Below are 24,086 nucleotides of genomic sequence, written 5' to 3'. Positions count from 1 at the left end.
GAACGGATCGCGTTACGCCGCCCTTGGCTCGAGCTCTCCCTACCTCACGAAGATGCGCGAGAAGGATCCATGGAGTGCGCCGTCGAGCCGTCCGCCGGCTTCGACCTTCATCGCGCCCGTGTAAATGACATTGCCCATTTTTACGGGGAACGGAACGAGCTTGCAGGTGGGGTGGACGAGCTCGTAGTCGAACGCCTTGTCGAGGTCGACGTTGTAAAAATAAACTTGCGGATCCTCGTTGGCCGAAATCGAGGGCGCGTCGCTGAGGCGTCCTTCTTTGAAGTATTTGACGCGCGCCGAGCTGCCGGGAGGGAGGACGATGGTGGCGCCGCTCGGATCGGAGCAATTCCCAGTGTTGATGAGTGTAAAGTGCTGGACGCCCTTGGCCGGATCGTAATCCGGAAGGCGACCGCGGCTGGCTGTCGCACGCGCGGCCGGCGCCAGCTCGAAACCACCGCGATCGAAATCACCCAAAAGAATGTACTCCTGCAAGGTGATCGTCACGAAATCATCGGCCGAGAGCGTGGGCGTAAACGGTACGAGCTTGGGCAAACGCGCGATCGTCCATGCTCCCCGGGCATCGGTGACGGCCCTGTGGTTTCCCAAGCCCGCGTCCACGGTGACCCCGGGAACGGCGACTTTGGTGTCGAGATTGGTAATGACCCCCGACATGGTCGCGAAACGACCGATTTTCCCGAGCTCGGACTCGTCTTGCTCCGCCGGCGCACCGGGGGACGCCTCCGAGGCGCACGCCATCATGGGAGCCATGCCGAGCCATGCGATGATAGGCCAAAGTCGCATCGATATACCTTCTTTCTTGAAATACGATGTTCATCGTGAAGCCCGCGTCGACCTCACGACGAAGAGATAGCTCGCCCCACCGCGCGAGCCTTGGGCGATGTTGACGAAATCACCCTTTGGCCGATAGCGCCCGCGCATACCGTCCAGGAGAAATCCCGACGATGCGGCGAAAATGACGATGCAGCTGGCTTTCGTCATAGAGGCCGACGGCCTGCGCGACCTGCGCGGCGCTGCAACCGAGGGCCAAAAGCTCGCGCGCCCGCGCAACTCGTATTTGCGTCAAATATTCATACGGTGGAATCCCAAATTCGGCTCGAAACGCTCGCACCAGACAATATTTGTTCAACCCCACGTGCACCGCCAGTTCGTCGAGCCCGATCTTGTCGGTGAAGGCGTCGTGCAAATATTCGCGCACGCGGACGATCGCGCGCGGAGCCTCCGGCGCCAGCCGCTTTTCGGTGCACGTGGCAAGAACCTCGGCCAAAGTCTCCGCCACGCGCACCTGCACTTCCAGCACCGAAGCGGTACCGGCGAGCGCGTCGTGCATGGCAAAGGCGAGGCGGGTGGCTCGGGCGCAGGTCCCCGGGGCGACGCGTTGGAACGAAACGACGGCGGAATGCCCGAGGGCGGCGGAGGCCTCCTCGATCGCCTCGCGGCTGAACGTCGCCTCCTGCATGGTGAACGGCGCATGAATGCGTCGATCGCGGTGCACCTCGCCCGGTTCTTTGAGCTTGAGAGCTCCCCCACGAAGGGTCGTCGTTTCGCGGCGGTACCACCAATCCAAAGCGCCATCGTAGATCACGCCAATCGTGTGACGATCCGTATAGGTCGCCGCCAATGTGGCGTTGTTCTCGATTCGCATCACGTTCACACCGGTGATGCCTTCGGGCTGCCAGACGAAGACGCGCATTCCATTCGCCCGCGTCTCCCCTGGCGCACTCTCACGCGCCGCCCTCGCGAGCGCTTCGAAATTTTCACTGGCAGCGGCAGCGCGGCCCGCGACGTCGATCCCCTTCACGCACTCGACGCTATCCCACTTCCGCCGCGCCGACTTGGGCGATCTTGACTCGACCGCCCGGAAGATTCAGAGGCCACGTGCGATCGATCGTGTTCCCACGCGAGCGAGCCGAGTGGTCACCGCGACCCGTGCGCACGATCCGGGCGGCGCGCACGTGAACGTCACCTCTTGGCGCCGGGCTCCGTTTCGAAGGGGTGCCGACCAACGACCGCCTACGCAAGGCTCGGTGATAGCGCCAGTTGCGTGGCCGCCCCGAAGATCGTGGGCCTCGGCGACGCGTACACCGGTACCGTGTACATGGGGAGCGCCGGTTCGTGCAGCGTTGCGCCACCCTACTACTCAACCATCTACGACTTCGTGTCGCTCGGTGCGGAGGTTGCGCCGAGCGAATTCGTCGAGGGTATACGGCGGTAGCGTGTTTGCCTCATGAGGACGAGCAAAGCCCTCAAAGTCATTCGAGCTTCGCTCGTCCCGTTACTTTTTCGCAGTCACCCGCGGCGACGTTCGTCCGTATCGAAGTCGACGATCAGGACCTTTATTCCATTTACTCGGATTACTCGAGCGTTCTGAGTGTCCACCTCCGCCGCTACCGCTGCCACTGCCGCCGCTGCGTGACTTACCGCCCAAGCTGCCGCTTCGATCGCACGGAAAGTCCTCCTTGCTGCCTTGGTTGCGTCCGTCGCGTCTCGGACGAACCTAGTTACGTCATCACCGCTCTCGTCATTATCGTTCATTGCGATCTCCATTCACCTCGATGCGCTCTCCCCCCAGGTGACCGGGTGCGGCGGTCCCCAAGCGCCCGGCGGGCGGCCGCCAAGTCGGCGTCGACGGCGGTTCGTGCGCCGGCGCTGGGACGGGGAGTGGCACCGGTGGCGATGGGGCACCGGCGGCGCCTTCTCGGGCAACTCGTCGGCGATGAACCGATACTTTCTTCTCGGAAACCGAGCACCCGAGAAAGGGTTCGGCTCAAGAAACCTAATATTGCCAGTGAAGATAATCATATCGGACGGCCGCTCCCGCGTAGCGCGAATCTTCGCATGTGCCGCGCTGGCTTTCACTGAGTGCGCGTCCATACCCCGAAAAGGGCCGGCAAGCTCCCATCGATCGGCAACAAAAGCAAAACGGGCAGGGGGGAGTGCTGGAGATTCGGGCCGCGTCGGAGCGCCAAAAGAGGAGAGGAGCAGAGAGAAAAGGAAGGGGGAAACGGGTGGTGTTTCTCTCTCTCCTCGCCTCATTTCGCGCTCCGACGAGGTCTTGACTCTTACATTATACCAATGTCCCGGTCGAGTAATTTGCAACACATTCGCACAGACCATGAATATTCCTCCATGACCACATTGCGTCTCCTGCGCTTCGAAAACGCTATATCGGCTCCAGCGCCAGTGTTCCGGCTCGGAGCATACGTCCCGCGAAGCTGCAACATGCTCGGATATCGTGCTCGGCTAATCCGAGCTGCCGAGTGATCTGTTCAATTGACGCGCCGTCTCCCATAAGGTCAAGTACGCGAGACACGGGAACGCCGCTTGGCAGATACGGCCGGCCCCGGCAAACAACAATACGGTCCATCAGCGAGTCGAACCATTCCGGCGGCGCATGCGGCAAGGCACACATGCTGGAGCTGCTAGATGACTTGGGGACGCAAACGCGCAAGCGCGGGCGAGCACCTGAAACAGGAGGTGCACCGCTGGTCTGGTTCGGCGCAATCTTCACCTTGCAAATGCACATTTCAAGGTTTGACCCTTGACTTGACGGGAGCTATCCCCGCAAGGAGGAAAGGACCTCTTACGCTCTTTCGTACTTCTCCCTCCTCGCCCGCCGGACCGATTATCCGATCATCTGCCGCGTCGAGCGCGGATCCATATTTATCCAGTATGACGCGAGCTCGTGCTAGTGCAAGCTGCGCGTCATTCAAAACCTGCAATGCGTCCGGAGAGGTCTCCAAGCGCGCAAGCGACTTTTTCGTCGCATGAACTCCTCGCTCCAGCGCGTCGCAAACCTCGATGAACCAGCGAACTCGATTCGGCATCGAGCTTGGCGGCGTCGATGCTGGAATTGGGTCTTGATCACGAACAAGCGCGACCAAGTCACGTACCGATAGCCCATGCGTCAGCACATCGGTAATCAAGCGCTCGCGCTCATCTCGCGTCGACACGATCGAGAGCTCGAGAAGATGCGCCCACGAGAGGGGCGAGCCATTTGGCATGTACCGGCGGAGCAGTTCGTTGAACTCACTCTGATCCGGCCAGGACTCCACCACTCGCGCATAGCTGTGAAGGGTCGCCTCGTCGTAGCCAAGAGCGGCCGCCAAGAGCCCAACCGACAGATTTCCGTAACGGTCGGTGTGCTCACGAATTTCACGAACCAGCCGGCCGACGCGATAGCGGGCGAGACTTTCACCCGTCGTTGCGGTTCGCAGCAGGCTTCGGGCTTCGCGGTATCTGCTTTTTATTGCGTCTCCCATATCCCGTTTTGCGCGATCAATCAGCGGCTTCGGTGATGTTTTTTTGTCCACAAAGAGCCTCCCTTGCGCGGTCGCCACACAAAATGCCGCAAGGCGATCTGGTCACGCATGGTTTACTCGACTACAATTTTGGGTACGATGAACTCTACGGTTGCGGATCCGGATTCAGATTACGACGAGGTACTGGGCGGCGTTCTGGTCGCAAACTCTCGCGTTGTAGCCGAGATTAACGATGTCGCAACACCTGTCCTTATCGGGAGAGATCCGGTGTGCCATGTCGTGCTGGATGACCGGCGGGTGAGCGGAGTACATCTCGAACTCACGCCTACGGGTCGCGGTGTCCGCGTTCGCGATCGATCGCGCAACGGTGTTGCCTACAATGGCACCGATATAAGTGAATTTCGAGGTGAAAAGTATCTTCGTGGAAGATGCACGATCCGGTGTGGAGCTGCCAAGGTTGAGTTTTACGCTGCCGAGACCACGACCCGGGTGATAAGAGAGTCCAGCGAGCCAACGTACCCGCTCGTCGGCGAGGCTAAGGGGATGCGAGACGTCTTTGCACGGATTCGGAAGATCGCGCCACTCGAGCTTACGACGCTGATCACGGGCGAAACCGGCACGGGCAAGGAGCTCGCCGCGCGCGCGATCCACCTGGCGAGTCCGCGTGCGAAGCGAACTTTTTATGCTCTCAACTGCGGAGCAATTCCGGAAGCGTTGGCGGAAAGCATTCTCTTTGGGCATAAGCGAGGCGCGTTCACGGGAGCGGTAGACAACACCATCTCCCCTTTCTTGGTGGCAGACGGCGGGACGCTCCTTCTCGACGAAATTGGCGAGCTGCCGCGTCCGGTGCAAGTAAAGTTGCTTCGCGTGCTGGAAGAACGAGTGGTGCAGGCGGTTGGCTCCAACGAGGCGCGTCCCTTCGATGTTCGCGTCCTTGCTGCCACCAGGCGAGACCTTGATCTGCGCGTGGGTTTTGACGGCGATGACGATGACAGAGAGCAGATCCTTAGATCTGACCTCTTCTTCCGGATCGCCCAGGTTCGGTTGGAGATGCCTCCTCTGCGACATCGCACCTCTGACATCCGAATCCTCGTAGACCACTTTGCGACGGAGCTTGGTCGGAATGTGCGCATTACGGAGGATGGATTGCAGCTTTTGGAACGCTACGACTGGCCGGGAAATATTCGAGAGTTGAAGAACGTGGTTACCGTCGCAATTGCATTTACGACCGATGGGGACGTGGTGGACTTCACACCTCACATACGCGAGATGCCGGGGAAACCGCGGCGGGCAATGAAGACATTTGTGGAGATGGAGCGGCAGTACCTTGAAGATCTCGAGCGCAACTGCGCCGGTAATCAAAGCGAAATGTCGCGGATTAGTGCCCTGGCGCGCGGCACTTTGCGCGACCGGCTCAGAAAGTACGGCTTGGCTGAATGATTCGGACCATTTATGGGTTCGCATCGAGGTACTGGAACTCCTACGCAATCCACGTGCCGTTTCGATGTCGTAGGTTTCTCGCTGGCTTTGAGTGATTACCTGACGGATTTTGAACAGTTTCGTCGTCACTCCCGTCACCTGAAGCGCTGTCCTTCGGACAAACGGGCGATGGTGATCGGAGTGAAAAGGCTTTACGGCACTTGGAGAAGAGGTGCCGATACTCCGACAATCCCGTGGTTTCCGTTCGGGCCGAGCCCCTTCGCTCCCGCGCTGCCAAGGCGGATTGCGCTCATCGTTGCCGCATCGACAGTCGGTTGTTTTCCTTGCCAGAGGATTCCCACCGCAACGCCACCGGAGCCGCCGCCGCCCGCTCCCCCGTGGCCGCCCTGTCCACCAGGTGCGGCATCGCATCCGCTTCCAACGCGGCTGCGTACTCCCCGGCCGCCTCCCGATAGGCCCGATTGGCCTTCCGCTCCAGAGCCACCATCACCCGCTCGTCCGGCTTGCAAATCCGAGTGCTCGATGATGATCGTCGAGTTGAGCACGAGGAGGGGGATGCTGCCGCCGCCGCCCATCCCCCCGCCACCTCCCTCGCCCCCACAGCCCCCGCAGCCGCCGCTACCACCTCCGTTGCCCATGCCATTGGTGCCACCGCCGCCGCCACCACCCTGGGCGGTCGCCCCTGGAAGTCCTCTCAAGCCCGCGGCCGGCTTCCACACACCCTCGAGCATTGTCCCTAGCTCGGTCGCTCCGCTGCCATCTGCGGCGGTCGGCGCGTCTGCTCCTTTCTTGCCTTCTGTGCACGCGGTGCCGGTAGTGGTGCCGTTGTTTGGCACGCTGCCGGGGCCTCCACTTCCGCCATGTGAGGGGACCGTGCCGCACGCGCCGCCCTGCCCCCCGCTGGAGATTTCACCCGCGGGGCATACGGCACATTGCGGCGGAGAAGCCCCGGCCGTTCCGGTCTCGGGCGCGTCAAGGCCCCGCACCGATGCCGGCAAAGACGTTGTTGGTGTCTGCCCGGGTGCCCCCGATTTCCCAGCACCGGCGGTGATGAGCACGCGTCGAAACGCGACGGAGCCACTTTCGAGGACGCGCACCGCAACACTGGACGTTCCGAGGCTCTCCGCAGGCTTCGCCGCTATGTCGATGTCCGAGAGCATCACATCTCCAGTCGGAACATGCACATGGACCGTGATGCCTGGATCCGTTGAGCGGATTCTTGCTTTCGCCCCCGTGTACGACCAAGCGCACGACAAGCCGCTGAAGATGGCCACCGGCTTCTCGATGGTCACGGGACCCGGGTAGTCTCCTTCGCATAGGTAGATCTGCCGCTTGATCGTGTCTACGAGAGCAAGGGCGCGCGAGACCGATCGCACCGGTTTGCCCTTCGTACCGTCACCGCCGACGTCGTCGCCGGCCGTGGAGACGAAAACGCCGAGCTGATCGCTGATGCACGTGGCGTCCAGCGATGGATCGCACGCCCGCACATCTCCGCCAGCGTCCAGCACACCGCACTCTCCATCATCACACACTGATGGGGATGACAGGCACCCTGCGACGATCGCGACTGCAGCGCCGGAGGCAAAAACGACCGGGGAGAGTTTCATTTCCTGAAACCTTTCCTACAACTCTAGAAGCGTCCGCCAAGTTCTACACCTGCCTGTCCGGGAGCAAAGACAGGCTTCACTTGCGCCTGGGTTGTTACGCGCGGAAAGAGGAACCATGTTCCGACGGCCACAACTGCGGCGCCAATGCCGACGCCAAACGCGACATTGGCGATAGTTTTGCTTTGCGATTCTGCATCGAGAAGGTCGTTCCACCGCGTGCACGTTTCCGACGCGGCCGAGCCTCCGGGACCGCAGATCACGCCAGGATGCTGCGTGCGGAATGCCCTACGGTCGTCCGCGTTCCCGTGCCTGATAGCGGTGAATACGATACCGACGATGACACCGGCGCCTGATACTCCCGCCGCGATCAACGATGCCGGCGGAGGAGGCCAGAACGTTTTCGAGGACGTCATGGGGGGCAAGGTCGGCTCTTTCTGCGGCTGCACTGGTGCAGGAATGGGTCCAGATACGGGGCTTTGCACAGCGGGCAGCGCCGACGACGCACTGTTCTCTTTGTGGAATACCACGTCAACGACTTCTCCGGCCAAAACCATGACACGCTGCGCCTGGTCCTCCTTGCCGCGCGCTGTGACAAGACGCTCTCCTGGCACAACCACGAGGTTCACCTCACCGACGAAGCGCGGTGTGCTCCGATCGTCCACCATCGCCCGGCGCCCGTCCACCAGTATGGAGTCCCCGGGAGAGGCGGTGATCCGAAGATGGCCAAGTTGGCCATGGCACGCCTCGATGTAGTTCGGCAAATCGTCCCTCACAAAATCGCGATCGGCATTTCGATCTCGCCCGTACAAACGGAAGTGCTCCAAGGCTTCGAGCGGATGGTTCGTCCGCAGCTCGGCTTGGGCCAAGCGACGGAGCGCGTCGCCCGTCGCGCGTAAGGCGAACGACTGCGTGAACGACATTCTCGCAGCCTCGAAGTCGCCCGCCTTGTACTGCTCCACCCCTGCTTTCAAAAGTCGCCGGGCCAAAGTTGCGGCCCGGTCGTCATCCGCGTGGGCGGTCGGCGACATGAGGAAGAGGCACAGGGCAACAAAGAAGAAGGGCCGCGAGCGCACGATCATTCTAGCTGAGGGTCCAAAAGTTTTTCATCGCGGTCAACAAGATCCATCTTCTCAAGGCTGTCGACACGCTTTCGTGGGCGCACCGCGGAGGCGCGCGGGATCGCGACTTCTGGCGTTCGGGAAGGTCCGCTTGACGGCACCGGGGCAGAGGCACCGAGCCCCGTCCGGCCAACTACCTCGTGCTCCGAGGTATCGGGCGGAGACGAAGCGGGCTCGCTGGACGGCAGAGCGACGGACGAGGATGAAGCGGGCTCGCTGGACGGCAAAGTGACGGACGGCGACGTCTTCGTCACGTTCGATCGCTGGGTGACGGTGATGAAAGACGCGGCTGCTAGGGCGAGGGACACAACGGACGCGAGGAGCGCCGTGTGCGCCACGCGGCTTCGCGGTCTCTTCGTCGCCTTGAACTCGGAAAGCTCGATCCGTTCGTGAGCGCCACCTCTGGCTACGCGCAGTTGGTGCGCATCACCGCCGAACGCTTCGTCCAGTTCTTCGGTATTAAGCGCCGCTGATCCCGTCGCGTGAGACAGCGGGTGCTTGTATTGACCTAGATTGCTCCGCTTCATCTCGCTCACGTTACGCACGATAGCACCTTTACCTTCACTACGACGCACCGACTGTTGGGTGTGACTTAAACACCAACTGACAGGACTACGTCACTATGCCCGTTTGCGGTAGGATGATCCTCGTGGCCTCGGACTCGCCCGATTATGTGTTCAAGAACCTCATCGTCACCGACAAAGGGCGGTTTGTCGTCCGAAAACACCTGGGAAGCGGTGGCTTTGCGGATGTATACCTGGTCGAAGACACATCGCTGCGAAAGGTCTTCGTCCTAAAGGTGATTCGGAGGGCCTATTGGGACCGTGAAGACCTGAAACGACGCTTTCTCCATGAGGCTCGCATCATGGTAAAGCTTGAGAGGTCGGTCTACTTTATTAAGGTCCAACGAGTCGGCTGGACGCTAGATGGAATGCCGTACTTTATTATGGATCACATACATGGCGAGTCCCTGAGAGACACCCTCGACCGACGACTCGCAAAAGGCCGGCTTCCAAACCCAAAGTGGGCGATAAATATCGGAATCGATATCCTGTCTGGATTGCACGACGCGCACGAGGCTGAGGTCATTCATCGCGACATCAAACCGGAAAACATTTTCTTGGATGAATCCAATCAGATCGCCAAGATACTTGACTTCGGCGCAATGAAATTATGCAAAATTGCTACCCACCTGACCGGGAAAGGATTCATTGGCACTCCGCTGTATGCCTCTCCCGAACAACTGGCAGACGCCGGAGACGTGGACGAGAAAACCGACATCTTCGCGGCAGGACTCGTGATCTTCGAGGTCCTCACTGGCACGCACGGGTACTCACCTCATCAGAACGCTTCCGCGAAGGAGATAATCGATGCCATTAAGAGCGGCGCCCCGCGCCGACTCACCGAGTTTGGTAATTTCCCCCGTGGCCTTGAACGTTTACTATATTCGATGATCCGCCCAGATAGGCGGCGTAGAGCCAGTGATGCACACACATTGGCACGAGCTCTGCGTGCGCTCTATATGGAACACTACTCCAGCGCGCGAAATGGTGCAACTTCGAGCAATAGCAAAGATCGCACACAAGAAGCATCAGATGCGTTTTCGGTCCCCATTACCGAGGAAGATCTCGTATCGCTATCCATTTCTCCGACACCGCTGGACAACACCCCCGAGGGACGCAATCGCCGCGAAATTGTGACGGTCGACCTCAAGCCCCGCAGGGCACGCACCGAGTTGGAGGACGACCCGCTCCGTGAGCAAAAGAAAGCGGCGCGGCTCATCGAAGAACTGACCAGAGCTACGGAACCATCGCCCACGCCCCTGTTTGACGATGACAAAGTGCCTTCCGCTGGGGGTCGGTTCGTGTTCGCTGACAAGTTTAGACGGTACCGGTCAATGGTCGCCGTCGCAGCGGTCGCGCTACTCATTGCCGGCGCGTCCCTCGCTTTTCTAAAAGCGCGGGTCCGATTCGGGCCGCCCGCTGCCGAGGCGCAGCCAAAGGTCAACGCCCAACGCGATCCCGACGTCCACGCACGTTAGGACGTTGCGCGGACCTTACGAGCGCTTGCTGTCGCTTATAAGCCGCGCTCGCATTGCCGCCCGCGTTATCTGCGAAATCGCGTCCGGATCGAACTCGACACGAAGCTGGACGGAGTCCAAGGAAAGCTCATTGTGCAAAATAAAACTCGACCCGGGAGCCCCCGTGCGCCGCGCCGCCTTTTCGACGGCGTCGCGGAACGCCGTGCCCACCAGCGGTGACACGGGGACGGTCAAGGATATGTAGCTGTCCACCACCGAGCCGCGAACTGCATAATAGTCGTTCTTCGCGGCCTCTTTCCCCTTGTCACGTACATTCATCGCCTTCTCGCGAATGTCCGCACAAAAACCCTCCGAGAATCCTCCGTAATCGTCCGACGGGAACGGCTTGAGCGTCGCGGCGATCGACGTGGGATAGAAATCCACGAGGATCCCCATGTATGCCCTCGCATAGCCCTCCTCGACATGCCCCTTGACTGGCCGTGTGCTCCCCTCAACGGGGACCTCGAAGGGCCACACCTTGGGGCCTACGTCGCGTCCGCTCGACGAGGGATCCGACGACGAGGTCGCGCAGGCCGTGAAGGTAAGCGAGGCTACGATAAGCGATTTCCACATTTTCTTTCTCCAAGTCACGTCGATCGATCCTTGTAGGGCTGCGGCGGCACGCCAGCGGAGCTCCGAGCAACAATCACGGGCGCGCTCACCCACTCTGTGCCTGTTCCGTGGCTCGACGCGGTCACGTGGCACCATGGAATCGACGAGCGCGATCGTTGTCCATGTTTCCCTATCGTTGCTCCACGCGCGCGGCGATGATGCGCGCGTCGCACCAGGCGATACTTGGAACTGACGAGGTTCCTGTCGTGGCCGAGGTGGAAGATAAGGGGTGGCTGCGACGATACCATGCTCGTTTCACATGAATTCGGGAGCAGGGTGGTCCCGTCGTACCTCTGGCAGGTCGGTGCCTAAAGCCGTTCGGCCCTGCCGGCCAGCGTGATGCGCAAGCGGAAGGCGAACGATTGAATCAATGCAACGCCCAGCAAATAAGCCAGATAGGAAGCCATGCGCCACAGCTCAAAAACGTGAGCACGATATGCGGCGTGTGATTGAAGGGCGCCTTGATCACTTGCGGAGCTTGGACGTAGACGACCGGCGGCTGCTGGTACTGTGGGCTGTACTGCGGCGGCGGGTACTGGGGCGGTGGTGGCCCGTACGGGTTTCCCGGCCCATGTCCGCCCTGTCCTTGTCCGCCCTGTCCTTGTCCGCCTTGCCCCTGCCAATTGTTCATCGATGAGACCTCCGCGGGCCAAGGAAATCCGTACTTCGCCGGTAGCGCGCCCCTCGCTTGCTTCTTGAGCAAGCGTACACGGGACTCAATGGGCTGCCACCAAGGAGCTACCTTTAACTCTGCGGAGTGTATGGCCGGACACGTCGATTACCATCGAAATTCATATCTCATCCTCATCCCTCGCAGGCTGTACTCTTCGTTGCGAAAGGTCGCAACAAATACAGATTTTGGCCGATACCCGCGCGTCGACTTCTATGATGTCGAGACATCCACCGGCCGACTTCGTCCACGTATTCGAGCTGACGCGCGGCGGACACTTCATGTTGCTGACGCTCGGCCCCCGCCCCGCGGCCGTGGCAGGTCCGTTCGAGCTCCGAATGCTCCACCTCACCGAGCAGCCCGCTGGCCCTGGCGACGTCACCGACACCCAAGGCCATCTTGCCGGCGCCTACGGCATGCGCGAGCGATAGGCGATGCAAGACGAAATCAATTATCAGAACGAATGGTAAGGCTATAAAACATAAAAAGCGACAAGCTGAGAACCATGGATTTCGCGAGCAAATACCAAATAGATTTGTGTACTGCCCATATCGCATGAAGACACGGCGTGCTTCGGATCGGATCAAAAGGAATCGAAGTGCCCTCGATGGGGAGGGCATCTAGACTTGAGGCGAAGCTTCGAAACTCGTCACGAAATCGTACCGAGCCTTGCGTCCGGTCTTACTCCGCCACCGGAAAGCGCCGCGGGTAGAGCCCGCCTTGGCGATCTCGGGCCGCGCACGCATCGCTCGTCGCCGTGATACAGCGGGACGCAGATAGAAAGTGGGATCTGGCTCACTCGATTGTCATTCAATCATCGCCGCCACACGCGCAGCGCCTATTCCAAGAGCCTTCGCGGTATCGTGGGATCGCGCATCGAAGGCGCCGTCCAAATGCCCCCTCGATTGCCCGCGGTTATCGGCCGAGTGCGCTGTCAACGGCCACCAGCAATGGCCCCACCTCCCGCTCTCCCGGACCGCGAGGGACGACGAAATGCCGGCCGCACCTTGCTCGACGCCTTCGGAGAGGGTCTCCACGTGTGCGCCCGAGGAGCACGGCCATGAGCCGCGACGCCCTCCGGCCGTTGCGCGGCTGGGGTCGCTCAGGGCAGCGCTCGGCTTCGTGACCACGCTCCACGGACGAGGTGATCCGGTGATTGTCATCCGCAGCCACCGGCGCCGGGTAGGGATTTTTCGGTGGAGCGCTCGCTCGAGCGGCATGCCGGCAAGGTTCGGGGCATCGTGCATTTGCACGCCACGGCTGTCGGAGTAGCTCGTCGTCGGCCTTGGCACACGAGAGGGCTACGCTAAGCTTCCGGCCCCATGCCGCACGACGACGATCGTTCACTCCTCGAGCGTCTGCTCGACTGCCACGCTCGAATCCGCGAAATGATGGCGCTCGCCTCGGACCTCGCCAACGCACCCCCGGAGACGGAAGATGACGTTCGCGACGTAGCCGAGCGTATCGCGCGGTACTTCACGCGGGCTCTCCCGATGCACACGCAGGACGAAGAAGAGTCGATCCTCCCGCGTCTCGTGGATCCCGGAGTGCGAGCCGCGCTCGATCGCATGCGCGAGGAGCACCATGAACATGAGCCGCTTTCGCATGCGTTGATCGCGCCATGCCAAGCGCTCGCGGCGGCGCCCGAGCGATGGAGTGTGCTCCGTTATGCCATCCGCGATGCCGCGAGCGCGCTGGAGCCAGCCATGCGGAGCCATCTCGCCGAGGAAGAGCGTGACGTATTCCCGCACCTGGAGGCACTCGATGATTCGGCGCGCCAAAGCATCATCGATGAAATGGGGGCGCGCCGCGCCGGGCGCGGAGGAGGCGGCGGCGGTCGCGGTCGCAACCGCAATCACTGAGCTGAGTCAGCGCGACGGGTCAAGGTTCGGTGCGCGCGCGTAGCTTGGCGCGCACGTCGCAAGAATCGCCATCGCAGTTGATCGTGCCACCCGACGGACGGGTAGCCGGACTCGGAATCTCGCGCCAAAAGGCGCGGGCGGTCTGGCACCCGTGTTCCGCCCGCGTACACTCCTTGGGTGGCCACGTCACCGTCCGAAGTCGAGCTCGATCCGAACCTCGTTCGTGTGGGGCTCGAGGACACGTTGATTCGGCGCCTGACGCGCGAGCTAGTGTTGCCACGCCTTTAATTTGATGTCGTTCCGCGCCGGCTAAATGATGGGCATCACGCAGACGGCGCGGTGGCGGGCGGTCTGCGTCAGAAGGGCTGCGAGCCGATGCGGTCGCGGTCCAGGGCGATGTCGAGGCGGAGCAGCGCGATCTCGAGTTGGTCGAGCAACTCGAGTACCCGGCCTACGTCACGTTGGTGAGGCTCGAAGGCGTCGTCGCCTGGAAGGTAGACGTCGCGGAGCGTACGCCGGACGAGGGTGATGGCGACGCGCAGGGCGGCCGCTTCGAGGGTCACGCGATTCATGTGGCAATTCCTTCGGCGTGAAGGACGCGGGCGAGGAGCTCGCGTTCGATGGTCTTGCGTTTGCGCCGGACTGCCAAGCGCAGAGCGGCGGTGGCGATGCGATCGGTGTCGCGCAGGCTGCCGGCGGCCGCCTCGTGGAGCATGGCGACGGCGTCGGGGGCGAAGAGATCTTTCGGTCCGCCGGCGCGGGTGACTCGCATGCGGACGTAATCGGCCGTATCGTCGGCGGTGAGCGACCCGATGGAAACGCGGTGGTGTAATCGCGAATAGAGCGACCGATTGCGCCGTAGGCGCAGTCGGTCGTCGAGATCGGGTAACCCGACCAGCAGCAGCGACAACAGTGCGCGACTGTCCCATGCGTAATTGAGCAAGATGTGGAGATGGTCGAGCGTGTCCTGATGAAGCAGGTGCGCCTCGTCGACGAGGAAGACGGGGAAGACGCGCTCTTTGGCGAGCTCCTCGACGTGGGTACTCACGGACAAGAAGACATCACCAGCAGTGGCACCACGGGGAACGCCGAGGGCGAGACATAGCTGGCGATAGAAATCGCGCCGGCCGAGCGTAACGTTGTGGCAATAGGTCAGACGGAAGGTGTCGGCCTTGAGCGCGTGCCGCAACGCGCGCAAGAGGCAGGTTTTTCCGGCGCCCGGCTCGCCGGTGAGGACGGCGCTTTTTCGAGCGTGCACCGCGTCGGTGAGCTCGTCGAGGACGGCGTGCTTGCTGGGGGGCAGCCATAGATCCGCGTCGTCGATCTCCTTGGAAAATGGCTCTTGATTCAAACCGAAGTGGGAGAGCGTCTCGGGGCTCATCGCGATCCCTCCGGCTTTCTGCCGAGCGCCTTGTCGAGCAGCGCGCGCGATGGGTCGAATGCGACACGTGCAACGTGAGGCTCGTCGAGGTTTTGTGCCGAGCGCGGACGCGTTGCGTTTCGCACGGGGTCGACCGGGTGCAGGACGAAGCGCTTGCCTTCGTGGTCGATGAATGGCGGCTCGCTCGGATCGACCAGGCAGCGCGAGACGGAGACGAGTTGGCCGGCAAGAAAGTGCAGATCGGTCTCCCAGTCCACGCCATCCATTGCGATGGTGTTGTCGCGACGGACGCGACGACGGGCGTGGACGGTGAGTGCAGCGCGTAGCTTTCTTTCGTCGAAGGGATCGGGCTCGCTTGCAGCGGCGGTGAAGACTTCGAGCGGCGTTTTGCCCATCAGCGCGCCGTGAGGGGTCTTGTGGTAGTGCTCATCGAGCCACGCCCAGAGCCGGACGTTGAGGGCGTGGAGCGAGGTGAGCGAGCCTATGTGATCGAGGCACCCTTCGCGCAACGTACGCCAGAAGCGCTCGATCTTGCCGCGAGCCGGGGCATCGTACGGCTTGGAATGCACCAGCGTGGTGCCCATACGGGCGCACGAGAGAGAGAGCGTCTCGCCGCGGTAGGTGGCGCCGTTGTCGAGGTACATGGCGTCGGGGGGACCATGCTTGCGCACGGCGCGTACGAAGACCGACAGCATGTCGATCTCGCGCTCGTAGGTCATGGCTTCAAGTGCAATGACGTAGCGAGACGCATCATCCATGAGCGCGTGGATGCGCACAGTCGTCGAGCCGGACGAATGGACGAGCGGCGCGCCATGGCAGACATCCCCCTGCCAGAGGGCGCCCGGATGCTCGGCCTGCCAACGCAACCGCATCTTGCCGCGCGTACCGCCGGCGCGCAGCGATGCCTTGTCGAGCCCGCGCTCGGCGAAGAAACGGCGCACCGTCGACGCGCTGACGGTGCCCGGCTCGAGGCGCCCGTCGGCTCCGAGCGTCTGCAGGATGAGCGGCACCGATGCCGACGGATGCTCGTGGCGAATGTCGACCAAAAGCTCGCGCAGGGCGACGGGCATCTCGCGCCCCCGACCACGGTCGCAACGGGCCTGCGGACGCAGCGCTTCGAGGCCTCCTTCCTTGTACGCGTAGTACCAACGCTCGAGTGTCGCGACCGAGTAGGTGCGCGACGAGTGGCCTCGTGGTGGACGAAAGCGCTGCTGAGAAAGCTCGGTGAGCGCCTCGGCCAACTGGCCGCGATCGAGCTCGCGGCGCGTGAGGGAGCCTACGATCTCACTTCGATAAAGCGCGACCGCCTCGGCGTGATCTTTGGGAGTGAGCGATTGCATGCAGTATACACCATTTCTGCGCCGGACGACCCTACGCCCGAGCGCCTACGGGAATGGAGCGCACTCGATCGCAGCGCGCGACGATCCAACGCGGTGGGGCGCGGGCTTGCACTTGGAGGCAGAGGGTCAATCGCGCCCCGCGAAGGCGGCCCCCTCGAACGCCCTCGCCTCGATCGAGACGAGGTGGGGTAAGGGCGCGAACGCGACGAGCGTGGCCGCGACGCGCTCGGCTCGCGCCCGCAACAGCGCTTCGCGTGGCCACGGCCGTACGACGCGAAACAGGACGCGCCGCTCGACGGCCTGGAGCCATCGTCGGAGCGTCGGCCACCCTGCTTCGGCGCTACGCCAGGGGCTCGTCCGCCTGCGCGTGTCCGAAAGCGTCGCGCCGAGCATGCCGTAGAGCGCGCACGCCAGGGCGATGGCCCCCGCGCTGTAATGCCGACGCGCCACGGCTCCTCGAGGCAACACGGTGATCGTCGCTTTGCAGCGCCGACACTGGTAACGCCGTACCCGCACGACGCTCATCGTCGGAGCTGCCTCGGGCTCTGTCGGCCCGCGGACTTGCCGAGCCCGAAGCCCATGCCCCCAGAGACCGAGCAATCCCCCCACCGGGCGCGACGCCGCGCCGCACCGGGGGCAGCAGGAGGGGCGGCCGGCCTCCACGCTCGGCGGCGACTTCGCCCAATTCTTGACATCTATGGCCAGATGAACGACGACGTAAACGCTCCGTCTCGGTAGCATGCGATCGGAGCGCGACGGGAGGACGTTTCCGCTTCCAATCGGGTCCTCCCGTCTCCTTTTTGTCTTCAGACGACACCACGTCGACGCTCCACCTCCGTGCCCCGCTCTACCTCCCTTGGAGGGAAAGGGACCAATCCATGTATGTGATGGGGAATAGGTCGCCTATGGCCGCTCTCCCTCATACTTCCGGCGCGATCTCGCGCCATCGAGCGTCAACAGATAGGTGCGTTAACAGCTAGGGCATCTATTGCCAACGTATCCTCGCTCGGAGGACGTGAAGCGTGAATGGTTTTGGGAATCCGAGCTCCTGCCCGACGCCCAACGAGCGCGCGTGCACCATCTCGCGAACGTCGCGCGAGCGCGTCTTGGTGTCTCGCGCGAGATCGAGATTCTTCAAAAGGCGGGACCTGCCGCGCATTTGAACGCCGCAACGCATCGCACGAGCGACGGCCCGCTGCTCATCCAGCTGCAAGGAGATCTTCTCGAGCGGCTCGACGACGACGGCGTGCTCGCGGTGCTCGGTCACGAGATCGGCCATCACCTCGCGCACGGTCCGCGCGGCATGAGCGGCGTCGATCCATTCTTCTTGTACCACATTCTCGCTGGCTCTCGGCGGATCGGCCATCGGGAGCTCGCCGCCGCATACTGCAGGGCGGCCGAGATAACGGCAGACCGGATAGGTCTCATTGCCTGTCGCAATCCCGAAGCGGTCGTGCGCATGGCGACCATCCTCGGCGGCATCGAGAACGTGTGGCCCGCGGAATGGGTCGAGAGCATTCGCAAGAGCCGGATGTACGCCGAGGCCGTGAGCAACCGTCATCGTCACGCGATCGGAGACTCACACCCCGAGGTGATCATCCGAATCTACGCCACCTGGCTCTTCTCCGAGAGCGATGTCTATCGCGCGCTTACGGGCCTCGGTCCGGCAACGTGCTCGCTCGAAGAGATCGACTCGCGTCTCCACGCGCTCATCGGACCTTATGCCGCCGCCGAAGACAGGGGACTCCCTCCCGAGGGCGAACCACCCCTCATCGATCGCGCAAGCGACGTCCTGACGGGCGCCGCGGAGCGCTTGCGTGAAGCATTCACCAAGACAATTCGGAACGTACCTACCCGCATCACGGTGCCGCGCGCTCGGAGAGACAACGTCGATCGCGCAGACCCCGATCGAGACCTGCTGAAAGAGGCGTCCGAGGAGCTCGAGCGCGAGTTGGAACGGGAGACGAGCGACGATCTCGAACGTCGATTCGCAGAGCTCGAACGAAGCTCGAACAACTCCGAGTCGAGATAACGCCTACTCCTTCGCGGCGCGCGTCCCCTCTCCGAGCCCGACGACGTCATCAACGACCCCGGATCGTGCTCACGGTGCACCTTCGTCCGTTTCCGGGCTCGGCGCGGCGGAGCAGCACGCATACGCTCACCGTGAGTACGACAAGGCCAAAGCACGCCCAGAGCCCCGGGAGGAAATATCGAAACAACCGGCCCTGTTGGATTGAATGCCGTACGCCAAGGCGGCCCCCAAACGCATTACCGGCTTCCCTCCTTGGAGCGAACGTGCACTCGAGCCAATTCCGCCCCCCACGCGATGTGCGCTTCGAGCTTCGCGCGCACGAAGATGCCGACCCCGGGGTCGACACGCTGATCGGAGCGTGTTCTACCCGCCCCCATCGCGAGGGCCGGAATCCGACCTGGAAAGCGTCGACGAGACAACGAAGCCGTCGCGATCAGCAACACTGGACACCTCGACGGCCCTTCGTCGAACCGACGGTGCGGGATCGGTCAGTCCGCCGTCATTCTAGTAGCGCTTATCGTCCCAGCTTACGACGACTCCATTCTCGACCGTAATGCGAAGAGCATAGCGATTGCTCAACCCGTCTTGCTCGTACTTGAGTACAAGGCGCGTTTTGGTCTTCAACACCTTCTCGTCGATGCCCTCGGGCTCGCCGAAAGCCTCGATGACAGCATCGTGTGGGCCCCTCGCCAGAGCCTGCGGGCTTCAATCATCCGCGCCCCATCAGCCCCAAAACGGGAGACCAGACGACTTCGACGCTCATCGGCGCGGACCAGCACAGCTCTCGCCCCTTCCTCCTGAATCATCCGTTGCTCGTTGGCGCTGACCAGCGCAGCTCTCACCTTTTCCTTCCTGAGCACCCAACCGTACCGGCCAATGCCGAGCAACGCGGCCAGAGTCACAATTCCCAACACCACTGCGCCCAATGACATTCTGCGAGCCTCTCACGGCGACCGACCGTCAGCAACGAGCGAGCGTTTCTCGTCTCTACGATTTGCCCGCGACATCGCATGAACGGACCAGCACGGCCTCGTCGATTCGAACATCGGTTGTGCGTGCGACAGCGTATGAGCCCCTTTCGATCCGTGGGCGGGCTCGCGAGCCGGTCAGCTCAATACCGCAGTCCGCGAGCGGCTCAACGAGCGCCCGTTTCAAAAGCTCGAAGGACGCCGGAACTCGGCCTTCAAAATGATCGACAAGCCCGCCATGCACCCTGGCTCACATCGCTCGAAGCGGACGGCAGATCCTCAGGAGGAGCAAATCGCGATTTGAAGAGCACGAACTCGTCGTCCCCGATAGTCTCACACGAGACTGCGCGCAACACCCAACGCGACACGACAACCTCGTCCGCTTTACGCTCTCCGGCCCGGCCTTGACGATGTCGTCGTACTTCAGCGGTAGCTCGAAGCCGTCGCTCGCGGCTCCGACATCGAGTCCGTGCGTGGTAGATGGACCGCCCTGTTCATAGATGGCGTTGTGTTCGACGAACAAAGGTCGTTGGCGCGCGCATTTGGACAACAAGATCGTCCCGCTCGGCGTTTCGAACGGAGTAGGCATGTCGAACACCATGATCATCCACGATCTCGAATTTGTACTCGCAGTCCCTTCGCACGCGGTAGGACCTGTTGTCCACGTCCATGTCGGCCGGTGTCGTCGTTACGAATTGGTGAATTGATTGGCCATTGACGCATAGAGTGTACTTCGCGCCGGCGGCGCCCGACGTCACCACGCAAAAGTTCATGTACGTGTTGGTCCAAGCAACGAAGCTTGGTTCGGCGATACGCGCGGCGGCGGCATTGGCGCGGGGGCCTCACCCCCTGCGGTCCTTCGTACGAGGACGCTAGACATGCAAAGAGCGATGAGCCCACGCGAGCGCGGTCGAATACTCTTAATCGCGGAGCGCGGGTCCCGCGCCCAACAGGAGGACGAGCACGGATGCCCCCATCGCAACCGGCCAACAGACTTCCGCCGCCGCGCGATCGTACGCTCGCTCTGCTCCACGGCTTGGACGTACGAGAGCTGCAGCGATGCGCAATGAGCGCATGCGACCGAACGAACGGCACGCACAGCCCCAATCGTACGCCAAAAGATTGCGCAGCGTGCTGGGCACGCCTCTGCACTCCCGCCAAAGATTCGAATGCCCGTGGACGTGGCTACCGCCGAGTTCCAAGCGCGCGCATTCGTCTGCTCACCGCAAACCGAAACAAGAATCGAAAATTCCTCGGGCCTTCGCGGCGGGACGCTCGTAACCAATCGGTATCCTTGCACGAGCCCGTTCTTTCCGACCCAGGCTTATGACGCATGCTCCTGCCATGACGGCGGCAACGGAGGCGAAGTGGGGAGCGCATTCGGGAGTTGAAAGGCGAGCCGGAAGAGCTGGACCCGTCGAGAAACGCGGAGGACTTTGCGGCGGGGCCTCTTCGGGCCTTTTCTTCGAATGTGCCACCGGGAAGCATGGCCCGCATGGGCCAAGCGCAAGCATGCTCGCCATCCGCAAGGGCATCCCGTCGACACCTTGATGAGCTTCACACCAGCCTTTTTGAGCTGCAGAAGGTTTGCGGCGCATGAGGTCTCCATCGGAGAATTTGGCCGCAACGCTGTAAGAATTTATCACATCATATCGCACATAAGAAGATAATTACACGTCTTCGCCTTCTCCTTGCGCCAACGCAGATGCCCGCTCGAGGCTTGCTCGACGCAAAGGGGTGATGCGGCTTCGCGTCGGTGCGGTCCTTCTCGAACAACGACTGCGAGCACGAGGACCGGGGGCGGACGGCGGAATTGCGCCGTGCCGCAGGCTCGCAGCCATCACGCAGCCATCTCGCGCAAGGAGCTCGACTCGAATGCTGGACATCCGACGGACGGATTCGTTCATTGCGTCCGCGTGCATCGCAATCGCAACGTTCGCATCGGGGTGCTCGTCCGACGGCCCATCCGCGAGCACCGAGCGCGCATGCAACGTCGGTGCGGCACTCGTGGCACGGCCCGCTGCGAGGCTCTTTCTCACCCCTACGTTGGTGGCTCGCTTGAAGGCCCGCGCGGCCGAGAGCGATCCGGCATGGACCCAGCTCAAACTGAAATGCGACGGATACGCTGCAGGAGCCATCAATCCGCCGAGCGCGGCCGCGTATTCCAAATTTCCGAATATCGGACCAGGGTATCAGGGCGAAGAGTACCTCCCGCCGATCATGTCGCTCGGGCTCTGCTATCGGGTCGTCGCCGGCAGCGACGCCGCCGCCGAACAGGCTTATGGGAGTGCGGGCGGACGGCTGCTCGATGCGATGTCGACCCCCGTCGACTCCGGGGGACAATTACCATCGACCGACTCGGGCTATGGGATACGCAATTATGGCGTCGGAATGGCGATCGGCTTCGATTGGCTCCATCCGGCGCTCTCGGCGGCGACGCGTTCGCGCGTCATTACGTCGCTGAACCTATGGATCGACTGGTACGACCGCGCGGGGTTCATTCGCAATCAGCCGATTGGAAACTACTTCGCCGGCTATTTTCTCACCAAGCTGGCCACCGCGCTGGGCACCGAGGGCGACAATCCCAAGGCCGAAGCCTACTTCGCGGGCGTGAGTCAAATGTGGGAAAATCTGGTCAAGCCCGCGTTCGTGCGTTCGATGGCCGGAGGAGGCTGGCCCGAAGGTTGGATCTACGGCCCGCGCGCGGTGCGCGGGATGGTCGACGCCCTGTGGGCAGCGAAGACGGCGAAGAATCTCGATTGGATGCTCGACGTGCCGCTCGCGCGCGATCAAGCCAACTACGGGACGTATTTTACCTGGCCGTCGCTCGAGCAGATGGATGACCAGGGCACGGTACGGGCGGGGACGAACCTCGCGCCGTCGGCGTCGCTTGCGGGCGCGCTCGCGACCGCGCTCGGCGAGCTCGGTCATCCGTCGGCGGCCACCGCGCGCGCGTTCGCGGCGGACGTCATCGCGGCCTCCGACAATCGAGCGCCTTGGGAGAAGTTCCTCTATTGGGACCCTGCGCTCGTCGCGAAGCCCTATCAGGACAAGGAATTGTCGTACCTGGCGCCGGGCCCCGGGCACGTCGCCATGCGTTCGTCGTGGAAGGCCGATGCCGCGTGGGCAGCGTTCTCGAGCGGCACCTACATCAATGCTCCGGACTCCGGAGAGCAGATGTTCAATCAAGGGAGCCTCAGCGTCGTCAACGGCCGCGCACCGGTCCTCGTGAATGCCACGGGATGGATCCCTCGCGTCGCCGGGCCCGCCGGCGAAAAATTCGTCTACGACGACAGTTGGGGCAAAAAATCGCGTGCACTCTACAATACATTCTTCGTGTCCGACCCGAGCAACCCGTTCAACCCGGGACAGTCGAGCGCGCCGCCAGACAAGGCGCAAACCCACGTCGAGCGCTACGAGGACTGGGGTGGCTTCGTACGGGCGCGCGGAGCTCGCATCGAGCAGATGTACCGCTCGACGCTCCTCCGCGCGTTCACGCGCGATCTCGTCTTCTTCCGTCCCTCCACGTTCGTCGTCTTCGACCGGACCAGCGTGACCGGTAGCCCCGATCAGTGGATGGCCTTTCACACCCCGAGCGCGCCCGCGGCGGTGCCGTCCTCCGGGACGACCACGGCCAGCCGCTTCGACATTTCCAAGGACGGCAGCATCACCGGGAGCATCCGCATGCTGCTCCCTCGAAATGCGAGCGTGCAGTCGGTGAGCTTGCCGGGCGGCGTCACGCGGCTGGAGGAGCATTCGAGCCTTGCAGGCGATCAGGAGTGGCTCACCGTCATTTCGGCCTCGAGGGACGTTCCGGAGCAAGTGAGGCTATCGGCGAGCGATGGCAACGTGAGCGCCGGCAATGTGATCGGTGTCCACGTGCATGGCCCGCGAAACCAGCGAAACCAGGTGCTGCTCTTCGCGGCGGACCATGCGACCACCGCCACGACGGACGTCGCGCGGTATACGGTGACCCAAACGGGCGACGCCGATCACGTGCTCATCGACGTTGCACCTTCCACCAACGGATATTCGGTGACCACGACCGCCAAGGGGAACGAAATCACCGTCGACGTGAAGCCAGGTGGCTCGGCGACGACGACCCCAGGCGGCGCCCTCTGCTACTCGGTTTCGCCGACCGGCACCGTAGGCCCTTGCGCATTTTCACCGCCGAGGACGAGATCGACGGAGAACGCTGCCCCCGAACCGGCCCCACAGCCGTCCGCGAGCGGGTGCGACGGGTAAGCTCGCGCAGCGCATCGTCCGCGCAGATCGCTGGCTCTTTGGTTGACAGCCGTGGTGCGAATTCCAGATAGAGCGCCGATATTCAAAGATGCACGGACACGACGTCGCACAGGATCGGCTCGAGCTTTGCCAAGGCCTTCACGCTCTCGAAGTATGCGGCCACCTGCGGCTGGCTTCGATCGGCCCCCGCTTCGAGGTCCTTCCCGCTTCGCCACTGCGCGTAGCTGATGACGCGACGGCCGTCCTTGCTCTTGAGGAACGTCGCGGAGATGCAGCCCGCCTGCTTGCTCATCACGGTCTCGATGCCGCCTTCGAGGATCTGAATCAGCTTTTCCTGGTTCTCCGGCTCGACTGTGAAGACCACGACCAGGGTGGCGATGTCGCTGCGCAAAAGAATCGAAGTGTCCACGTGAACCTCATGTCTCGCTTTGGTAGGCCCTATCGATACGAC

19 protein-coding genes are annotated in these 24,086 nt (G+C 62.5%); 7 read left to right on the top strand and 12 right to left on the bottom strand.

Annotated features, from left to right (window positions below; all coding sequences use genetic code 11):
- Positions 1–39: 39 nt before the first annotated feature.
- From LZC94_47015 to LZC94_47005, 3 genes are all read right to left on the bottom strand, one after another.
- Complete coding sequence (locus LZC94_47015; GenBank protein ID WXB15361.1) at positions 40–801, bottom strand: carboxypeptidase-like regulatory domain-containing protein; 762 nt, start codon at positions 799–801, stop codon at positions 40–42.
- 109 nt (positions 802–910) lie between these two features.
- Complete coding sequence (locus LZC94_47010; protein WXB15360.1) at positions 911–1,819, bottom strand: AraC family transcriptional regulator; 909 nt, start codon at positions 1,817–1,819, stop codon at positions 911–913.
- 1,726 nt (positions 1,820–3,545) lie between these two features.
- Complete coding sequence (locus LZC94_47005) at positions 3,546–4,331, bottom strand: hypothetical protein (protein ID WXB15359.1); 786 nt, start codon at positions 4,329–4,331, stop codon at positions 3,546–3,548.
- An 87-nt stretch (positions 4,332–4,418) separates the two neighbouring features.
- On the opposite strand from LZC94_47005, the gene LZC94_47000 reads away from it, so the two are divergent.
- Positions 4,419–5,720 carry a sigma 54-interacting transcriptional regulator gene (locus tag LZC94_47000; protein WXB15358.1) on the top strand — a complete coding sequence of 434 codons (1,302 nt, stop codon included), beginning with the start codon at positions 4,419–4,421 and terminating at the stop codon, positions 5,718–5,720.
- A 289-nt stretch (positions 5,721–6,009) separates the two neighbouring features.
- On the opposite strand, the gene LZC94_46995 is transcribed toward LZC94_47000, so the two are convergent.
- Both LZC94_46995 and LZC94_46990 read right to left on the bottom strand, forming a co-directional pair.
- Positions 6,010–6,207: a hypothetical protein gene (locus LZC94_46995; protein WXB15357.1), complete on the bottom strand. Its 198-nt coding sequence runs from the start codon at positions 6,205–6,207 to the stop codon at positions 6,010–6,012.
- 1,143 nt (positions 6,208–7,350) lie between these two features.
- The gene (locus LZC94_46990) at positions 7,351–8,406 is read right to left on the bottom strand and encodes a hypothetical protein (GenBank protein ID WXB15356.1); all 1,056 of its coding nucleotides are present in this window, start codon (positions 8,404–8,406) and stop codon (positions 7,351–7,353) included.
- A 368-nt stretch (positions 8,407–8,774) separates the two neighbouring features.
- Between LZC94_46990 and LZC94_46985 the strand changes: the two genes are divergently transcribed.
- Together LZC94_46985 and LZC94_46980 are read left to right on the top strand one after the other, a co-directional pair.
- Positions 8,775–8,918, top strand: coding sequence for a hypothetical protein (locus tag LZC94_46985; GenBank protein ID WXB15355.1), 144 nt, complete (start codon positions 8,775–8,777; stop codon positions 8,916–8,918).
- Positions 8,919–9,085: 167 nt separating this feature from the next.
- Complete coding sequence (locus tag LZC94_46980; protein WXB15354.1) at positions 9,086–10,486, top strand: serine/threonine protein kinase; 1,401 nt, start codon at positions 9,086–9,088, stop codon at positions 10,484–10,486.
- 15 nt (positions 10,487–10,501) lie between these two features.
- Here the strand turns inward: LZC94_46980 and LZC94_46975 are convergent, their stop codons facing one another.
- Both LZC94_46975 and LZC94_46970 read right to left on the bottom strand, forming a co-directional pair.
- Positions 10,502–10,921: a hypothetical protein gene (locus LZC94_46975; protein ID WXB15353.1), complete on the bottom strand. Its 420-nt coding sequence runs from the start codon at positions 10,919–10,921 to the stop codon at positions 10,502–10,504.
- A 583-nt stretch (positions 10,922–11,504) separates the two neighbouring features.
- The gene (locus tag LZC94_46970; GenBank protein WXB15352.1) at positions 11,505–11,768 is read right to left on the bottom strand and encodes a hypothetical protein; all 264 of its coding nucleotides are present in this window, start codon (positions 11,766–11,768) and stop codon (positions 11,505–11,507) included.
- A 254-nt stretch (positions 11,769–12,022) separates the two neighbouring features.
- On the opposite strand from LZC94_46970, the gene LZC94_46965 reads away from it, so the two are divergent.
- Positions 12,023–12,238: a hypothetical protein gene (locus LZC94_46965; protein ID WXB15351.1), complete on the top strand. Its 216-nt coding sequence runs from the start codon at positions 12,023–12,025 to the stop codon at positions 12,236–12,238.
- Between the two features lie 891 nt (positions 12,239–13,129).
- The gene (locus tag LZC94_46960; GenBank protein WXB15350.1) at positions 13,130–13,669 is read left to right on the top strand and encodes a hemerythrin domain-containing protein; all 540 of its coding nucleotides are present in this window, start codon (positions 13,130–13,132) and stop codon (positions 13,667–13,669) included.
- A 356-nt stretch (positions 13,670–14,025) separates the two neighbouring features.
- On the opposite strand, the gene LZC94_46955 is transcribed toward LZC94_46960, so the two are convergent.
- From LZC94_46955 to LZC94_46940, 4 genes are all read right to left on the bottom strand, one after another.
- Positions 14,026–14,241 carry a hypothetical protein gene (locus LZC94_46955; GenBank protein ID WXB15349.1) on the bottom strand — a complete coding sequence of 72 codons (216 nt, stop codon included), beginning with the start codon at positions 14,239–14,241 and terminating at the stop codon, positions 14,026–14,028.
- Positions 14,238–15,050, bottom strand: coding sequence for an AAA family ATPase (locus LZC94_46950; GenBank protein ID WXB15348.1), 813 nt, complete (start codon positions 15,048–15,050; stop codon positions 14,238–14,240). The genes LZC94_46955 and LZC94_46950 overlap by 4 nt, the downstream gene beginning before the upstream one ends.
- Positions 15,047–16,390, bottom strand: a complete 1,344-nt coding sequence (locus LZC94_46945; GenBank protein ID WXB15347.1) for a DDE-type integrase/transposase/recombinase — start codon at positions 16,388–16,390, stop codon at positions 15,047–15,049. The genes LZC94_46950 and LZC94_46945 overlap by 4 nt, the downstream gene beginning before the upstream one ends.
- A 126-nt stretch (positions 16,391–16,516) precedes the next feature.
- Positions 16,517–16,840: a hypothetical protein gene (locus LZC94_46940; protein ID WXB15346.1), complete on the bottom strand. Its 324-nt coding sequence runs from the start codon at positions 16,838–16,840 to the stop codon at positions 16,517–16,519.
- A 622-nt stretch (positions 16,841–17,462) separates the two neighbouring features.
- Here LZC94_46940 and LZC94_46935 point away from each other — a divergent pair.
- On the top strand, positions 17,463–18,422 hold the full coding sequence (locus tag LZC94_46935) for a M48 family metalloprotease (protein ID WXB15345.1): 960 nt from the start codon (positions 17,463–17,465) through the stop codon (positions 18,420–18,422).
- Positions 18,423–21,397: 2,975 nt separating this feature from the next.
- Positions 21,398–23,635: a hypothetical protein gene (locus tag LZC94_46930; GenBank protein WXB15344.1), complete on the top strand. Its 2,238-nt coding sequence runs from the start codon at positions 21,398–21,400 to the stop codon at positions 23,633–23,635.
- Between the two features lie 82 nt (positions 23,636–23,717).
- On the opposite strand, the gene LZC94_46925 is transcribed toward LZC94_46930, so the two are convergent.
- Positions 23,718–24,044, bottom strand: coding sequence for an antibiotic biosynthesis monooxygenase (locus LZC94_46925; protein WXB15343.1), 327 nt, complete (start codon positions 24,042–24,044; stop codon positions 23,718–23,720).
- Between the last annotated feature and the right edge of the window lie 42 nt (positions 24,045–24,086).

It is taken from the genome of Sorangiineae bacterium MSr11954, from assembly GCA_037157815.1.
In the GTDB taxonomy this organism is placed as follows: domain Bacteria; phylum Myxococcota_A; class Polyangia; order Polyangiales; family Polyangiaceae; genus Pendulispora; species Pendulispora albinea.
Note: the sequence above shows the minus strand (reverse complement) of the source record. Positions and strands in the feature narration are given on the sequence as shown.

Coding starts and splice junctions, on each gene's coding strand:
- LZC94_47015 (WXB15361.1), bottom strand. CDS start 801: ATGCGACTTTGGCCTATCATCGCATGGCTCGGCATGGCTCCCATGATG.
- LZC94_47000 (WXB15358.1), top strand. CDS start 4,419: ATGAACTCTACGGTTGCGGATCCGGATTCAGATTACGACGAGGTACTG.
- LZC94_46995 (WXB15357.1), bottom strand. CDS start 6,207: ATGGTGGCTCTGGAGCGGAAGGCCAATCGGGCCTATCGGGAGGCGGCC.
- LZC94_46990 (WXB15356.1), bottom strand. CDS start 8,406: ATGATCGTGCGCTCGCGGCCCTTCTTCTTTGTTGCCCTGTGCCTCTTC.
- LZC94_46980 (WXB15354.1), top strand. CDS start 9,086: ATGATCCTCGTGGCCTCGGACTCGCCCGATTATGTGTTCAAGAACCTC.
- LZC94_46975 (WXB15353.1), bottom strand. CDS start 10,921: ATGGGGATCCTCGTGGATTTCTATCCCACGTCGATCGCCGCGACGCTC.
- LZC94_46970 (WXB15352.1), bottom strand. CDS start 11,768: ATGAACAATTGGCAGGGGCAAGGCGGACAAGGACAGGGCGGACAAGGA.
- LZC94_46965 (WXB15351.1), top strand. CDS start 12,023: ATGATGTCGAGACATCCACCGGCCGACTTCGTCCACGTATTCGAGCTG.
- LZC94_46960 (WXB15350.1), top strand. CDS start 13,130: ATGCCGCACGACGACGATCGTTCACTCCTCGAGCGTCTGCTCGACTGC.
- LZC94_46955 (WXB15349.1), bottom strand. CDS start 14,241: ATGAATCGCGTGACCCTCGAAGCGGCCGCCCTGCGCGTCGCCATCACC.
- LZC94_46950 (WXB15348.1), bottom strand. CDS start 15,050: ATGAGCCCCGAGACGCTCTCCCACTTCGGTTTGAATCAAGAGCCATTT.
- LZC94_46945 (WXB15347.1), bottom strand. CDS start 16,390: ATGCAATCGCTCACTCCCAAAGATCACGCCGAGGCGGTCGCGCTTTAT.